The following is a 14,856-nucleotide window of genomic DNA, read 5'->3' as shown; positions in this document are numbered from 1 at the left end:
TAACCCATGCGGACGCTTCAAGAAGACAACCCGCATGGTTAGCATGACTACTGCGTGGTGATTACCAGCGGTAGTGGGCGAACGCCTTGTTAGCTTCGGCCATACGGTGAACGTCTTCACGTTTCTTAACAGCAGAACCTTTGTTCTCTGCTGCGTCAGACAGTTCATTCGCCAAGCGCAAAGCCATGGATTTATCACCGCGTTTACGAGCAGCATCAACGATCCAACGCATTGCCAAGGCATTACGACGAACCGGACGAACTTCAACTGGTACCTGATAAGTAGAACCACCAACGCGGCGAGACTTAACTTCGACAGTCGGGCGCACGTTGTCCAGAGCTACTTCGAAAGCTTCCAGAAAATCTTTACCAGAACGCTGAGCCAGGGTCTCCAGCGCGGTATAGACGATTGCTTCTGCAGTAGATTTTTTACCATCTACCATCAGGATATTTACAAATTTAGCCAGCAATTCAGATCCGAACTTAGGATCTGGTAAAATTTTACGCTGACCAATTACACGACGACGTGGCATGGAAATACTCCGTTGTTAATTCAGGGTTGTCCAAAACTCTAAGAGTTTATTTTGACATTAATGTGAAAATGTTTGGCCTTACTTAACGGAGAACCATTAAGCCTTTGGCTTCTTCACGCCGTACTTAGAACGTGATTGCTTACGGTCTTTAACACCTGAGCAGTCAAGCGCGCCGCGAACGGTGTGGTAACGCACACCTGGCAAGTCTTTAACACGACCGCCACGGATCAGGATCACGGAGTGTTCCTGAAGGTTATGACCTTCACCGCCGATGTAGGAGGTGACTTCAAAACCGTTAGTTAAACGCACACGGCAAACTTTACGCAGTGCGGAGTTAGGTTTTTTCGGGGTGGTTGTATATACGCGGGTACATACACCACGTTTCTGCGGGCATGCTTCCAGCGCAGGAACGTTGCTTTTAGCAACCTTCATGCTGCGTGGCTTGCGAACCAGCTGGTTAATCGTTGCCATTATTAGTAAAGCTCCTGGTTTTTTGCTTCGTAAACACGTGATAAATCCCCCTCGTTTGCACTACTGGCAGAGAACGAGGACGCAGAATTTTATGGCTGACTATCTAAGGTGTCAAGAAATATACAGCATTACTCGCATTACCATGCCAGTTGTTGCTGATGTTTTAGGGTCAAATCCACGAAGTGAGTATAGCCGATTAGTGTCGCGCTGTCTGAAATTTGACCGGATAAGCCGCGCGCAATAACGTCATCTTCCAACACAAAGAAAGAAGCAGGGTTATTTAACAATAGCTTAAGGCTTTCACTGTTTTTCAAAACAGCCATCACCCCATCTTGCAGAAAGAGAATCTCATCTTCAGATGAGACTAATCTCAATAACGCAGATAAATCGCAGCGATAAGGAGAATGACTGACGGTATAAAGCATTATAACGGCCCAAATCCCAATTAAAAAGTCAGCACAACATCATAAGTCGCCAGTTGACGACGAAAATCCACCGGAGGTAGCACCTCAACATCAAGAACCCAATTCGTGACTTCACTCAATCCACGATGCTGTAATGAGGCTTCGCAGAGATAGCAATTCTCGACATCGTACAAAGGTAAGACACCGAAAGTTGCAATATAGTTTCTGGCGAGAATTTTTTCCGGTTGCTGCTGGGGTAACAGTTGCAAAACGCCATCCGAGAGGAAGAATACGCCGATATTTTCGCTCAATGCCGAAGCGGCCAGCAATGCATCCAGCCCTTCCCGCCCTGCTGAACTGCCGTGCGGACCTTGGGTGAAAACGAAAGCAATACGTTTCATCGTCATTAAAATTGTACCATACGGTCACAGGTTAATGCCGCTTCAGCTAGTGCACCGAGGCCACTCAAGGTGAAACCCGGTTGCAGATTCGCCGCCGCCAGATTGAGTTGTTCTGCTTCGTGTTGGTCAGTGACCCCCCGTCGCAGCGCCGCCGCGACACAGACATTCAACGCCACAGCATGCTCGGTGGCCAATTGTTGCCACGCCCGTACCAGATCAAATTCATCGCTGGCTGGTGCAGTTAATTGGTTCGCATTCAGCACACCTTCACGGTAGAAAAAGATGCTGACCAAATTATGACCTGAATTAACAAGGGTTTGCGCAAATTGGTAAGCACTACTGGCCTGCTGTGTACCGTAAGCAGGCCCAGTGACCATTAGGCAATATTTTAGGCCCGACATTAACGATCATGCCCGACAAGGTCGCCACTCTTAAACTGGCGAATGTAGAGATAGACAGTGTGCTTAGAGATATTTAGCCGTTCAGCAACCTGATTGATAGCATCTTTGATATCAAAAATACCTTTTTCATACAGATTGAGCACTACCTGACGGTTCTTCGCATTGTTAGAAACGTTGCGATCGGCATTCACTTCTTCGATGGTAAATTCCAGCGTTTGCGCGACCAAATCATCGACCGATGAGGCAAAGTTAACCGAAGAGGCCACTTCTTGCGTTTCCGGCGGCATAAAAGTCTGAATGATTTGCGAGAAAGGAACATCCAGATTCATGTTGATACACAGCAGGCCAATAACCCGCTGATCACGGTTACGGATAGCGATAGTCACGGACTTCATCAGCACACCACTTTTGGCGCGAGTGAAATAGGCTCTCGATACATTGCTGTCAGCACCGGCCATATCGTGCAACATCCGCAAGGCCAGATCGGTTATCGGCGAACCAATCTGCCGCCCGGTATGTTCACCGTTAGCAATTCTTACCGCTGAGCTTTTCAGGTCTTCCAGTGAATGCAGCACAATTTCACAGTGGCTACCAATAAGCATCGCCAAACCATCGACGATAGCTTCGTATGATTTTAGTATTTCATGGTCCGTCTGACTGAACGGACGTTCATCCAGTAAATCCAGTTCACTGGTTTCGCTACTGAGAAGCGAATTAGACATCGAAGACACCATCCTCTAGGTAAAGCCTGTCTCAATATCGTTGGCAGACTCATAACTCAATATCTTAGATTTTAAGTCTAGCAAATATGCTGAGATAAAATCCTTGCGTTTGCGCGTGATATTGACGTTAAGCCCACAAGCCATAAACCGTCAAGTTATCAACGAGCAGAAGTGCAAATTGATAGCTGTATGACAAAAAAAACCGCCACGACAATTATCGTAGCGGTTATTCGTGGGAGCAGGTAACGAAGCTAAATTACTTCTTCGCTTTTGCGTCCACAGCAGCAGGTTGTTCTTCTGGTGCGTCAGCTTTAGGTGCCGCTTTCACATCCAGCAGCTCTACGTCGAATACCAGCGTAGAGTTAGCAGGGATGCCCGGGACGCCCGTTTTGCCGTAAGCCAGTTCTGGTGGGATAACCAGGGTGATCTTGCCGCCTTTCTTGATTTGCTTCAGACCTTCAGTCCAACCTGGGATAACGCCATCCAGACGGAATGAGAGTGGCTCACCACGTTTGTATGAGTTATCAAACTCAGTACCGTCAGTCAGCGTGCCTTTGTAGTTCACTACAACGGTATCGCTATCTTTTGGTGCATCGCCAGTGCCCGCTTTCTCAACTTTGTACAGTAGGCCAGATGCGGTTTTCTTCACATCTTTTTCTTTAGCGAAAGTCTCGCGATATTTAGCGCCTTTATCGGCGTTTTCTTTCGCATCTTGCTCCATTTTGGCTTGAGCAGACGCTTTTACGCGCGCTTCAAAACCTTGCAAGGTTTTTTCGATCTCTTCGTCGGTCAATTTGCTTTTGCTAGCGAAAGCATCTTGTACACCCGCGATCAACTGGTCTTTGTCCAGTTTAATACCCAGTTTTTCTTGTTCTTTCAGGGAGTTGTCCATATAACGCCCCAATGATGCGCCTAAAGCATATGCAGATTGCTGGTCATCATTCTTAAATGCGCTATTAGTCGTTGCTGGTGCAGCTGCAGTGGCAGTTTTTGCTGCTTCAGCAGCGAAAGCCGCAGAGGTATTCAGGGTTAGCGCCATGGTGGTAGCCAGTAGCGTTACTTTAAACAGTGATTTCATCCATTTCTCCATTGGCTTAAGGACTCTGGCCCCAAGCAACGATTTTTAAGAGTAGTTGGTACTATAACTGCCTGTGTGAACACAAAACAATCTCAGTACTCATGCTATTAAGTGATATTAAGACTTTTTTTACTACAAGAAGTTTCGTTTTTATAGATATCTTGACCCTCACAGGGTAATCATACGCTTTTGCAGGTAGAATCTAGCGCGTCCTGCTATTTTAGCTATACTGCCATCGAGCGGAAAATAACCAAAAGGTATGGTTTACAGCTATGCCAAGTGTAGCTGTATCGTTTGCAGTCATGAGAGGAAATAAAATGGAACAATCCCTGTTTGAGCAACGACTGGAAATGCTGGAAAGTCGTTTGGCATTTCAGGAAGTGACGATTGAAGAACTTAATGTAATCGTGACGGAGCATCAGATGGAAATGACCAAACTGCGCGAGCATTTGCGCCTACTGACCGACAAACTGCGGGCATCCCAGCCTTCAATGCTGGTAAATGAAGCGGAAGAGACACCGCCTCCACACTATTAATTCTAGGCGTAAAAACCCGTAAAATTAATAGCAAAAAGCCAGCCGCAAGGCTGGCTTTTGATTACTGACAGAGTCAAATGAAGGGGAAACGTGCCGTTGGGGTCGTAGTGGCGTAAGCCACCGGAGCGCCCCGAGGTGCGGTCACCCTTCAATTACTGAGCTATCAATAGCCGCAAGGCTGGCTTTTGACTGACAACGTCAGATTTTAGTGGCAACCACAGCCGCCTTTACCACAACCGCCTTTACCATGTTCATGACCTTCGTCATGATCACCATGGTCATGGCCGCCGCAGCAACCGTCACCGTGTTCGTGGTGATGATCATGCTCGCCATGGACGTGGCCATGTTGCAGCTCTTCTTCTGTCGCTTCACGGATAGCCACCACTTCAACGTGGAAGTTCAGATCCTGACCCGCCAGCATGTGGTTACCATCAACCACGACGTGCTCATCTTCAACAGCCGTGATTTCGACCGGTACTGGGCCTTGATCGGTATCTGCCAGGAAACGCATACCCACTTCCAGCTCGTCAACACCCATGAAGACGTCTTTCGGCACGCGCTGAACCAGATTTTCATCATAGCTGCCGTAACCTTCGTCTGCATTGACGCGCACATCAAAGCTGTCGCCAGCGGCATGGCCTTCAAGCGCTTTTTCCAGACCTGCGATCAAAGAACCGTGACCGTGCAGGTAGTCCAACGGCGCGCTCACCGGAGACTCATCAACTAAAACACCGTCTTCTGTACGTACCTGGTAAGCCAGGCTGACCACCAAGTCTTTTGCTACTTTCATGATATCTCCTACCCTTGGAACAAAAATTGGCACAGATTGTAGCGGAAATCTGCACCGCTGTACCCTCCAGCATAAAAAATCGCGAAGGATAACGCTACTTCGGATTGAAAATACCGATCACTTGTTCATTCTGACGGACATGTTGACTGACCTGCTTATCCGTCTGGCGCTGATGATGTCCGCACTTCACACACTCTACCACTTCAACCTGATCTTCACGCCACAAAGCCAGTGTATCCAATGCCTTGCACTGCGGGCAAACCGCACCGGCGATAAATCTTTTACGGGTATTTGACTTGTTATTTAGCGCCATTGTCATCATTTTCTCCGACATTATTCGTACTCATCCCACCCATCTAACTGCCGACTTTCATGCAGCATTTCCCGTTGGAAAATATCTTCCAGTTCACGGCGGGCCTCTTTAACGCGGGAAATTTGCGCCACATCGCCATGATGCTGTGGCACCAATTCACGGAGCATACGCATATCGAGACGCCGAAAATGCTGCTGTGCTCGGTACGCCTGATGGGGATGCATCCCTAGCCCCAATAGGGTTTTCCGGCCCAACTCCAGCGCACTGGAAAATGTCTCGCGAGTGAAGTCTTTGACCCCGTTTTGCAGCAACTCATGAGCTTCAACACGCCCTCTGGCCCGGGCCAGAATGTGCAAGTTCGGGAAGTGCTGCTGACACAAATGCACCAGCGTCATGGTGTCTTCCGGCTCATTACAGGTGATCACAATCGCTTTGGCTTTCTCCGCGCCAGCGGCCCGTAACAGCTCTAGCTCGGTGGCATCGCCATAGTACACTTTATAGCCATACTTGCGCATCACACTGACGGCACTGACGTCACGCTCCAGTACGGTAATGCGCATTTTGTTCGCCATCAGCAAGCGGCCAATCACCTGACCAAATCGCCCGAAGCCGACAATAATCACCTGTGGATCATTGTCCTCAACAAACGGCTTCTCGTCGCTCTCTTCCTGCGCGTTGTAACGGCGAGCCAAGATGCGATCGATACCTTGCATCAAGAGTGGCGTGGTCATCATTGATAGCGTCACCACCACCAGCAGCAAGGCCAGTTGCTCCGCATTAAAAACGTGCTGAGAGAAGGCCGCAGAGAACAAGACAAATGCGAATTCACCGCCCTGACTGAGTACCCCGGCGAATTGCAGCCGTACCGAGCGGCGCAAACCAAAGGTTCGTGCCAAGCCATACAGCACCGCGCCTTTGATAAAGACCAGCGCCAGCACACCCAACAAGACATCCAACAGATGAGTGAACAGCACGCCGAGATTCAACGCCATGCCAACAGAGATAAAGAATAAGCCCAGTAACAGCCCTTTAAAGGGTTCGATGGCAATTTCCAGCTCGTGCTGGAACTCACTTTCTGCCAGTAAGATACCCGCGATAAATGTCCCAAGCGCCATCGATAGGCCCAGCGCATCCATAAACAGGGCGGAGCCTAACACCACCAGCAGTGCCGCAGCGGTGAAAACCTCCCGCACACCAGAGGCCACAATGTAGCGAAACAGAGGCCGCAACAGATAACGGCCCCCAATCAACATGCCCGCAAAGGCCGCGACTTTGATGCCAATCTTGACCCAATCATTAGTCTCACCGCCGCTCCCCGCCAGAATCGGGATCAGCGCCAAGGCGGGGATCACCGCCATATCCTGAAACAGCAAAACCGAGAAACCGAGCTGCCCGCCCTCATTGCGGTTCATGCCCTTTTCGCGCATCAACTGCAAGGCCATCGCCGTCGAGGACATCGCCAACCCGATCCCGCCGATCACCGCCGCCTGCCAGGCGAATTGGGTGAAGTAGAGCAAGGCCCCAAGTACCGTGGCCGTGATCACCACCTGACCCGCGCCGACACCAAAAATCGAGCGCCGCAGTTGCCAGAGCTTGGCAGGATTCAACTCCAAACCAATGATAAACATCAGGAAGACGACACCCAGCTCGGAAAAGTGCAGAATTTCGTCTACATCACGAATAAAGCCCAAGCCCCACGGGCCGATGGCGATACCGGCGATCAGGTAGCCCAATACCGCACCGATCCCCAGCCGCTGGGCAATAGGCACCGCCACCACAGCGGCAAATAAGAAGAGTAAAATGGCAGTCAGTAGCGCCGAGCCTTCCATATATCAGTGCCCCCCTGTGGGCAATGGTGACTGCAACCACTGCGCGTAAGCTTGCGCATGGCTGGCGAGGACTTCCGGCTTCTGACGCCGCGCCCAGTAAATAATCATGGGATTCATCCAATGCATATGACACATAGCTGCCGTCAATTCGAAAGGACGCAGAATATCCTCCATCGGATAGCGGTTATAGCCCCCCACCCGATAAGCCCCTTCTGGCTCGCCCGTGGTAATCACCGAGCGCCAGTATTTGCCAGTCAAAGCATGTCCGCCGACGCCATTGGCAAAGCCACGCGCCAGCACCCGATCCAGCCACTCCTTCAGCAACGCCGGGCAGCTATAAGTATAAAGGGGGTGTTGGAAGACAATAATTTGATGCTCGCGCAGTAACTCCTGCTCATGGTGAATATCAATAAAGAAATCCGGATAATGTGCATAGAGATCGTGCACAGTGACATGCTCTAACTGCTGTACCGGTTGCAGCAAAACCCGGTTAGCGACCGAGTCCTGTGATTCCGGATGGGCATACAGCAGCAAAACCTTCGGCGGCTGCGACATCATTCCCCTCCAAAGCGTCGTCAGGGTGCGGTTTTTCCGTTACCATGCTTCGCAAAGACTAAAAATAGGGCATCAGATGCCCCGTTTACCCATGACAATAATTTAACATACCCTAAACATACGGCACTCTATGATTGTTTTTTCTTCGCTTCAAATTCGACGTGGCACCCGCGTCTTGCTGGACAACGCTACAGCAACGATTAACCCCGGCCAGAAAGTCGGGTTAGTCGGCAAAAACGGTTGTGGTAAATCCACCCTGCTGGCGCTGCTCAAAGGCGAATTGAGCGCCGATGGTGGCAATGCCACTTTCCCGAGCAACTGGGCACTGGCCTGGGTGAATCAGGAGACCCCGGCACTGGATATTCCGGCGATAGAGTATGTTATCGACGGCGACCGTGAATATCGTCAATTGGAGGCTGAACTTCAGGCCGCCAATGAAAAAAATGATGGTCATGCCATTGCCACCGTGCACGGCAAGCTCGACGCCATCCATGCCTGGACGATTCAATCTCGCGCCGCCAGCTTGCTCAATGGGCTGGGCTTCTCCCAAGATCAACTACAGCAGCCAGTGCGCTCCTTCTCCGGGGGCTGGCGTATGCGCCTTAATTTGGCACAAGCGCTGCTTTGCCGCTCTGACCTGCTGCTGCTCGATGAACCGACCAACCACTTGGATTTGGATGCGGTTATCTGGCTGGAAAAATGGCTGAAAAACTACACCGGTACACTGGTGTTGATCTCCCATGACCGTGATTTCCTTGATCCTATTATTGATAAAATTTTACATATTGAACAGCAGACGCTGAATGAATATACCGGCAACTATTCATCCTTCGAACGCCAGCGCGCCACCAAACTGTCGCAACAGCAGTCGATGTATCAGCATCAGCAAGAAAAAGTCGCGCATTTACAAAGCTATATCGACCGTTTCCGCGCGCAGGCCACCAAAGCAAAACAGGCTCAGAGCCGCATTAAAATGCTCGAGCGCATGGAGTTGATCGCCCCGGCTCACGTCGATAACCCATTCCACTTCAGCTTCCGCACGCCAGAGAGCTTGCCCGATCCCCTGCTGCGCATGGACAAGGTCAGCGCGGGCTACGGCGATAAAACCATCTTGCAATCCATCAAGCTGAATCTGGTGCCCGGTTCACGTATTGGCCTGTTGGGCCGTAATGGTGCCGGTAAATCGACCCTGATTAAGCTGCTGGCCGGTACACTGGAGCCACAAAGCGGCGAGATTGGCCTCTCCAAGGGCATCAAACTGGGTTACTTCGCCCAGCATCAACTCGAATTCTTACGCGCAGATGAATCTCCGTTACAGCATATGAGTCGCTTAGCCCCCAAAGAGTCAGAACAACAGTTGCGTGACTACCTAGGCGGCTACGGTTTTCAGGGCGATCAGGTGACTGACCCCACCGCTCGCTTCTCTGGCGGTGAAAAAGCGCGGCTGGTATTGGCGCTAATTATCTGGCAGCGCCCTAACTTGCTGCTGCTGGATGAACCGACCAACCACCTTGATCTTGATATGCGTCAGGCACTGACCGAGGCGCTGATTGATTTCGAAGGCGCATTGGTGGTGGTCTCCCATGACCGTCACTTGCTGCGATCCACCACCGATGACCTCTATCTGGTGCACGATGGCAAAGTGGAGCAGTTCGACGGCGATCTGGAGGATTACCAGCAGTTTCTGGTGGATGTGCAGCGCCAGCAAAGCCAGCAGGACAGCCCCGCCAAAGAGCTATCGGGCAATAGCGCCCAGCAGCGTAAAGACCAAAAACGCCGCGATGCCGAGTTCCGCAGCCAAACCCAGCCACTGCGTAAGCAGATCATGACGCTGGAAAAGCAAATGGATAAACTCACCACCGAGCTGGCCGCCATCGAAGAGCAATTGGCTGACTCTGCACTGTACGACATCGCCCGCAAGGCAGATTTGACCCAATGCCTACAGCAGCAGATACAGGTGAAGTCCAAACTGGAGGAGACCGAAATGCAGTGGCTGGATGCGCAGGAGCAACTGGAAGAGATCACCAAGCAATTTGAGGCGGAGTAATTGGAAGCAATGTAGCCTTAATGAGCAAAAATAACAGGTACAGCGTAGAGTTACGCTGCTACTCAATTGTCAACGTAATGTGGCTGATGTAGGTAGAAAGCGGCCCATGAGGAATGAGTATCAATGCAGCGCATCTTGGTGATCCGAATTGATTTTCTCGGCGATATGATTTGCACCACGGCGCTATTACATGCGCTGAAACAACGTTGGCCAGCAGCAGAAATCCACGTATTAGCGAATAAATATAATCAATCAGTGCTGGCACGTAATCCTGATATCAGTACGGTCCACACTTATGTTTACAGCAAACAATGTGAGAGAAACCAGCGGCCAGGCCGACTTATGGCCCTTTTTGATCGGCTAGCATTAATTCGGCGGCTACGGCGTTTAGGTTTTGATCTGCTGCTTATTCCCAATGGTGGTATGAACAAAAACAGTATTCAGTTTGCCAAACAGCTAAATGTGACGGATCGCCGTTGGCATACGGCTGAAACTGAGTTTGACGACCGTAATCCTGAACATGTCGCCACGCGGCCAATACGTCACGAAGCCCTCTCGGGCTTTGCATTGATGCCTGAGTTGGGGCCAGTGGCCATTGAAACACTTAAGCTGCATGTCTACCCGGAGCCACAATTGCAGGCAAAATGGCAGGCAGAGCTTGGGGAAAAAAGCCGGCCACGCGTCGGGCTGTTTATCTCTAATAAATCAGCACAACGGCGCTGGAGCTGGGATAAGTGGCATCAATTGTCACTGAAACTCAATGCACAGGCTGAATTGCTTATTTTTCATGATCCAGCAGAACAGCCAACCGAGCAACAATTAGCGGGTCTGACCGCCCGTTGTCTGTCAACGCCATCCATTGACGACCTGGTGGCGGCGATGAGTCAGTTGGATTTGGTGATTTCCGCAGATAGCGCACCGGTACACATCGGCTCAGCATTGCAAATACCTGTGGTGGCCTTGTTTGAATCCCGACCAGAGAAGTACCTGCGCTGGTATCCGCTAGGTACTCGCCATGTGGTCGTCCATTCTGGGCCGCAGGTTGGAGACATCAATGTTGATGCTGTCGAATCTGCCGCCAGTTCACTGTTGACCACAGACCAATGACGCCATTGATTAAGGCCGGAATATCGGCCGATCGCCTAAAATTGTCGCGCGGTGCATCACCCGCCGCTGCGGCAGATAATCCGCATTAGCATAGTGTTGGGTGACACGGTTATCCCAGATAGCCACGTCATCCTGCTGCCAGCGCCAGCGCACTTGAAACTCCGGTTTGGTGGCATGGGCAAACAGGAAACGCAGTATCGCGTCGCTCTCTTTCGCGCTCAAATCAACAATACGCGTGGTGAATCCCTCATTGACGAACAATGCCTGACGCCCGGTGACCGGATGGGTTCGCACCACCGGATGCAGCAGCGGCGGATTATTCTCTTTTGCCAGTAACCAGCGCTGATGCTCCTCCGGCGTCCCACGATTTTTGTGCTCCGGGAAGGAGTGCGCAAAATCGTGCTCGGCCCGCAGCCCCGCGAGCAGTTGCTTGAAGGGCGCAGAAAGTGTCTCATAAGCCGCGATACCACTGCTCCATAAAGTATCACCGCCCGTGGCGGGGAGCTGCTTGGCCGCTAAAATTGCACCCAACGGCGGATTCTCGATAAAAGTTACGTCAGTGTGCCAGTTGTCATTGTCCGGCGGATTATTGTCGTGGGTATCCAGCACGATAATCTCTTCGCACTCTTTGGTGTGCGGATAGACCGGGTGAATATGTAAGTCACCAAAGCGCCCCGCCAGCTCGCGCTGCTGCAATGGCGTGATGGGCTGATTGCGGAAAAATAGCACCTGATGCTTGAGCAACGCATGATAAAGCTGCTCAAACTGGCCGTCGCCGAGCGGGCGGGCAATATTGATGTTCTCGACCACCGCGCCAATATATGGCCCCAAAGGGGTCACGACTAAACGTTCATTCATTGATCTGCTCCATACCAAGGCGTTAACCGGCGTTGAATCGCCCGTAAACTTAATTCCATCCCAAAAGCGATAATGGCAATCACACTGATGCCGGCAATCACGACGTCGGTGGCGAGAAACTCACCAGCGGATTGCACCATAAAGCCCAATCCCCGCGTGGCGGCGATCAACTCTGCGGCGACCAAAGTTGACCAACCGACCCCCAAGCCAATACGGATGCCGGTTAAGATTTCGGGCAGTGCGCTCGGCAGCACCACGAAACGTAACACCTGCCAGCGGCTGGCCCCCAATGCCCGCGCCGCTCTCACGCGTACTTGTGCCACACTGCGCACACCCGCGACGGCGGCCAGTGTCACCGGGGCAAATATCGCCAGATAAATCAGCAGAATTTTTGAGGTTTCACCGATGCCAAACCAGATCACCATCAGCGGTAAATAGGCTAACGGCGGCACCGGACGATAGATTTCGATCAGCGGGTCCAGCACCGCGCGCACCCGAGGGCTGAGGCCCATGGCGATCCCCGTCGGCACCCCCAGCGCCACGGCGGCGAACAGGGCAATTAAAATGCGCCCCAAACTGGCGGCCAGATGCTGCCATAAGGTGGCATCCATAAACCCCTGCGGGCTGGCAATCACCCATAATTGATGCAACACCTGTTGTGGCGCAGGTAAAAACAGCGGGCTAATCAGTTGCAATGCTGTCACCGCCCACCATAGCGCCACTACGGTAATCACCGTGCCAATACTGAGCCACAAACCCTTCACTAATGATGCACGGCGGCGCGGCCTCTGGGGGTGTGAGCTAGCCACCTGCGGCGCGTCGGAAGCTAATGAATGAGGTAATGCACTCTCTCGCAATGAACTAGCGCGTAATGAATTGTCGCGTAATGTCCCGTGTAAACTCATACCAGCGCCTCCCGCTGTTGGAAGACTTTACCCAGCACGTATTCGCGACGGGCGATAAATTCAGGATCAGATTTGATGCTGCGGCAAGGTTCGCCGTCGGCATAGCGCTGACCAAAGTTCAGTGATAGCCGTTCGACCACCTGCCCCGGCCCCGGAGACAGCAGCAATAGCTCGCTGGCCAGAAACACCGCCTCTTCAATATCGTGGGTAATCAACAAAATTTGTTTGCCGGTATCACGCCAAATGGTCAGCAACAGCTCTTGCATCTGTTCACGAGTAAAGGCATCCAGTGCGCCAAATGGCTCATCCAGCAGTAATAGGCGCGGATCGACCGCCAATGCGCGGGCAATCCCCACCCGCTGGCGCATACCACCAGACAACTGCCAGATGTGATGATGCTCGAAGCCCGCCAATCCAACGCGGTTGAGCATTTTCAGTGCCGTCGCTCGCCGCTGTGCTTTGCTTAGCCCCGCCAGTTGCAGGCCAAACTCCACATTGCTCACCACATCGCGCCACGGCAGTAAACCCTCATGCTGGAACACCACTCCCCGCTCGGCACTTGGGCCGTGAACCGGTTTGTCATCCAGAGTGATGCTGCCAGCTGAAGGCTCCATAAACCCGGCAATCAAATTCAGTAATGTGGTTTTGCCGCAACCTGATGGCCCCAATACCACGACCAACTGGCCCGATGCGATCTGTAGCGACACATCCTGTAAGGCAGGTTTGCCCTGATATTCGGCCCACAGGCCGCGCACATTTAGCATGATGGCTCCTAAGACTGCGGCGTGGCCTGAACTTCTTTCACAAAGCGGTCAGTAACGAAATCACGATAGTCACTCGCCACTTGCGGGATCTTGCCTTGCTGTTTGAGGAAGGCGGCGGTATCGCGGATCGCCTGATCCACGGGCTGGCCGAGCTGTGTTATCTGCTCAGCGACCGGCAGATAGGTGTTGCCCTTCACCAGTTCCGGCACTTGATCCGCTGGCACGCCACTTAAGCGCGCAAGTTGGCTGAGATTCTGCTGATTCTTCAGCCACTGATCCGGCTGTGCCAGATAAGCCCCTTGTGCAGCTAAGGCGCTGCGGGCAAAAGCGGTGACCACTTCAGGATGGGCTTGGGCGAAGTCTTTGCGCACGACCCAGACATCCAGTGTGGGTGCGCCCCATTGGCCCACTTGGGCGGAGTCGGTTAGCACAGTACCGGTTTTAGCGAGTTCGTTGACGGCAGGTGCCCAAACATAAGCGCCATCAATATCACCGCGCTGCCAAGCGGCGGCGATAGCGGGCGGTTGCAAGTTGAGGATGGTGACCTGATCCGGCTTGATGCCCCAATGCTTCAGAGCGGCCAGCAGGCTGTAATGGGTGGTGGAGATAAAGGGCACAGCAATGCGTTTGCCGATTAAATCTTGTGGCGTTTTGATCTCTTTTTTCACCACCAGCGCTTCAGAGCTACCCAACTGTGAAGCCAGCAGGAAAACTTCTATCGGGACATTTTGGCTTGCGGCAACTGCCAGCGGGCTGGAGCCGATATTGCCGATCTGCACATCCCCGGAAGCTAATGCCCTGACCACACTGGAGCCGCTATCAAACTTGCGCCAATCGACCTTGGCACCGGATAGCTTGGCAAAACTGTTATCCGCCTGAGCGACTTTGGCGGGTTCCGCCGACGTTTGGTAGGCCACCGTGACATCGACCGCATGGGCAGTGGTCGCCACCAGTGATAGCGCCAAGAGTGCGCCCGTGGGCCGTAAGAAACCGCGAATTGCGGTGGCAAGGCTTGCAGAAGAGAAGGTTATCGCCATGGGTTGACTCCGCTCAGTTAACTGTCTTATTCGCTGTTGTTGCGACCCGAAGCGCACACGGCGCTGTGAGATGACAGTGTTACCTGAAGGAGCAATACGACAAAAG

The 14,856-nt window shown here is 52.1% G+C and carries 18 protein-coding genes; 3 read left to right on the top strand and 15 right to left on the bottom strand.

Annotated elements, in window-relative coordinates; genetic code table 11:
• Window positions 1-61: 61 nt before the first annotated feature.
• The 7 genes from rpsG to fkpA form a co-directional block, all read right to left on the bottom strand.
• Complete coding sequence (gene rpsG, locus HRD69_RS06825) at window positions 62-532, bottom strand: 30S ribosomal protein S7 (protein WP_002212324.1); 471 nt, start codon at window positions 530-532, stop codon at window positions 62-64.
• A gap of 96 nt (window positions 533-628) precedes the next feature.
• Window positions 629-1,003 carry a 30S ribosomal protein S12 gene (rpsL, locus tag HRD69_RS06820; RefSeq protein ID WP_002212323.1) on the bottom strand — a complete coding sequence of 125 codons (375 nt, stop codon included), beginning with the start codon at window positions 1,001-1,003 and terminating at the stop codon, window positions 629-631.
• Between the two features lie 137 nt (window positions 1,004-1,140).
• Window positions 1,141-1,428 (bottom strand): sulfurtransferase complex subunit TusB, encoded by a 288-nt coding sequence (gene tusB / locus HRD69_RS06815; protein WP_004875108.1) that lies wholly within the window; start codon window positions 1,426-1,428, stop codon window positions 1,141-1,143.
• 20 nt (window positions 1,429-1,448) lie between these two features.
• Window positions 1,449-1,814 carry a sulfurtransferase complex subunit TusC gene (gene tusC, locus HRD69_RS06810; protein ID WP_080545023.1) on the bottom strand — a complete coding sequence of 122 codons (366 nt, stop codon included), beginning with the start codon at window positions 1,812-1,814 and terminating at the stop codon, window positions 1,449-1,451.
• Window positions 1,814-2,209, bottom strand: a complete 396-nt coding sequence (tusD, locus tag HRD69_RS06805) for a sulfurtransferase complex subunit TusD (RefSeq protein WP_032814354.1) — start codon at window positions 2,207-2,209, stop codon at window positions 1,814-1,816. Before tusD ends, tusC begins: the two co-directional genes overlap by 1 nt.
• A complete protein-coding gene (locus HRD69_RS06800; RefSeq protein ID WP_004875110.1) occupies window positions 2,209-2,931 on the bottom strand; it encodes a helix-turn-helix transcriptional regulator in 723 nt (240 codons plus the stop codon). Before HRD69_RS06800 ends, tusD begins: the two co-directional genes overlap by 1 nt.
• Before the next feature lie 256 nt (window positions 2,932-3,187).
• Complete coding sequence (gene fkpA / locus HRD69_RS06795) at window positions 3,188-4,009, bottom strand: FKBP-type peptidyl-prolyl cis-trans isomerase (RefSeq protein WP_032814356.1); 822 nt, start codon at window positions 4,007-4,009, stop codon at window positions 3,188-3,190.
• A gap of 317 nt (window positions 4,010-4,326) precedes the next feature.
• Between fkpA and HRD69_RS06790 the strand changes: the two genes are divergently transcribed.
• Window positions 4,327-4,545: a protein SlyX gene (locus tag HRD69_RS06790; RefSeq protein ID WP_004875114.1), complete on the top strand. Its 219-nt coding sequence runs from the start codon at window positions 4,327-4,329 to the stop codon at window positions 4,543-4,545.
• Window positions 4,546-4,750: 205 nt separating this feature from the next.
• Here HRD69_RS06790 and slyD read toward each other — a convergent pair whose 3' ends face one another.
• The 4 genes from slyD to kefG all read right to left on the bottom strand — a co-directional run bounded on the left by slyD (window position 4,751) and on the right by kefG (window position 8,032).
• Window positions 4,751-5,335 carry a peptidylprolyl isomerase gene (gene slyD, locus HRD69_RS06785; RefSeq protein ID WP_004875115.1) on the bottom strand — a complete coding sequence of 195 codons (585 nt, stop codon included), beginning with the start codon at window positions 5,333-5,335 and terminating at the stop codon, window positions 4,751-4,753.
• A 94-nt stretch (window positions 5,336-5,429) separates the two neighbouring features.
• Window positions 5,430-5,654 carry a YheV family putative zinc ribbon protein gene (locus HRD69_RS06780; RefSeq protein ID WP_032814382.1) on the bottom strand — a complete coding sequence of 75 codons (225 nt, stop codon included), beginning with the start codon at window positions 5,652-5,654 and terminating at the stop codon, window positions 5,430-5,432.
• Window positions 5,655-5,668: 14 nt separating this feature from the next.
• Window positions 5,669-7,477 carry a glutathione-regulated potassium-efflux system protein KefB gene (gene kefB / locus HRD69_RS06775; protein WP_004875116.1) on the bottom strand — a complete coding sequence of 603 codons (1,809 nt, stop codon included), beginning with the start codon at window positions 7,475-7,477 and terminating at the stop codon, window positions 5,669-5,671.
• A 3-nt stretch (window positions 7,478-7,480) separates the two neighbouring features.
• Entirely contained in the window at window positions 7,481-8,032 is a 552-nt protein-coding gene (gene kefG, locus HRD69_RS06770) for a glutathione-regulated potassium-efflux system ancillary protein KefG (protein ID WP_019213286.1), read from the bottom strand.
• A gap of 130 nt (window positions 8,033-8,162) precedes the next feature.
• Here kefG and HRD69_RS06765 point away from each other — a divergent pair, with 130 nt between their 5' ends.
• Together HRD69_RS06765 and HRD69_RS06760 are read left to right on the top strand one after the other, a co-directional pair.
• The gene (locus tag HRD69_RS06765) at window positions 8,163-10,079 is read left to right on the top strand and encodes an ABC transporter ATP-binding protein (RefSeq protein WP_004875118.1); all 1,917 of its coding nucleotides are present in this window, start codon (window positions 8,163-8,165) and stop codon (window positions 10,077-10,079) included.
• Between the two features lie 123 nt (window positions 10,080-10,202).
• Window positions 10,203-11,186 (top strand): glycosyltransferase family 9 protein, encoded by a 984-nt coding sequence (locus HRD69_RS06760; protein ID WP_004875119.1) that lies wholly within the window; start codon window positions 10,203-10,205, stop codon window positions 11,184-11,186.
• 9 nt (window positions 11,187-11,195) lie between these two features.
• Here HRD69_RS06760 and tauD read toward each other — a convergent pair whose 3' ends face one another.
• Genes tauD through tauA form a run of 4 tightly spaced genes read right to left on the bottom strand, consistent with a single transcriptional unit; the run spans window position 11,196 to window position 14,750 of the window.
• On the bottom strand, window positions 11,196-12,044 hold the full coding sequence (gene tauD / locus HRD69_RS06755) for a taurine dioxygenase (protein ID WP_032814359.1): 849 nt from the start codon (window positions 12,042-12,044) through the stop codon (window positions 11,196-11,198).
• On the bottom strand, window positions 12,041-12,949 hold the full coding sequence (gene tauC / locus HRD69_RS06750; RefSeq protein WP_032814361.1) for a taurine ABC transporter permease TauC: 909 nt from the start codon (window positions 12,947-12,949) through the stop codon (window positions 12,041-12,043). The genes tauD and tauC overlap by 4 nt, the downstream gene beginning before the upstream one ends.
• On the bottom strand, window positions 12,946-13,713 hold the full coding sequence (tauB, locus tag HRD69_RS06745; RefSeq protein ID WP_004875122.1) for a taurine ABC transporter ATP-binding subunit: 768 nt from the start codon (window positions 13,711-13,713) through the stop codon (window positions 12,946-12,948). Before tauB ends, tauC begins: the two co-directional genes overlap by 4 nt.
• 8 nt (window positions 13,714-13,721) lie before the next feature.
• On the bottom strand, window positions 13,722-14,750 hold the full coding sequence (gene tauA, locus HRD69_RS06740; protein ID WP_004875123.1) for a taurine ABC transporter substrate-binding protein: 1,029 nt from the start codon (window positions 14,748-14,750) through the stop codon (window positions 13,722-13,724).
• Window positions 14,751-14,856 lie beyond the last annotated feature (106 nt).

Origin of the sequence: Yersinia mollaretii ATCC 43969 (assembly GCF_013282725.1) — a bacterium.
Taxonomy (GTDB): domain Bacteria; phylum Pseudomonadota; class Gammaproteobacteria; order Enterobacterales; family Enterobacteriaceae; genus Yersinia; species Yersinia mollaretii.
The sequence above is the reverse complement of the archived record's forward strand: the minus strand, read 5'-3'. Positions and strand labels throughout refer to the sequence as shown.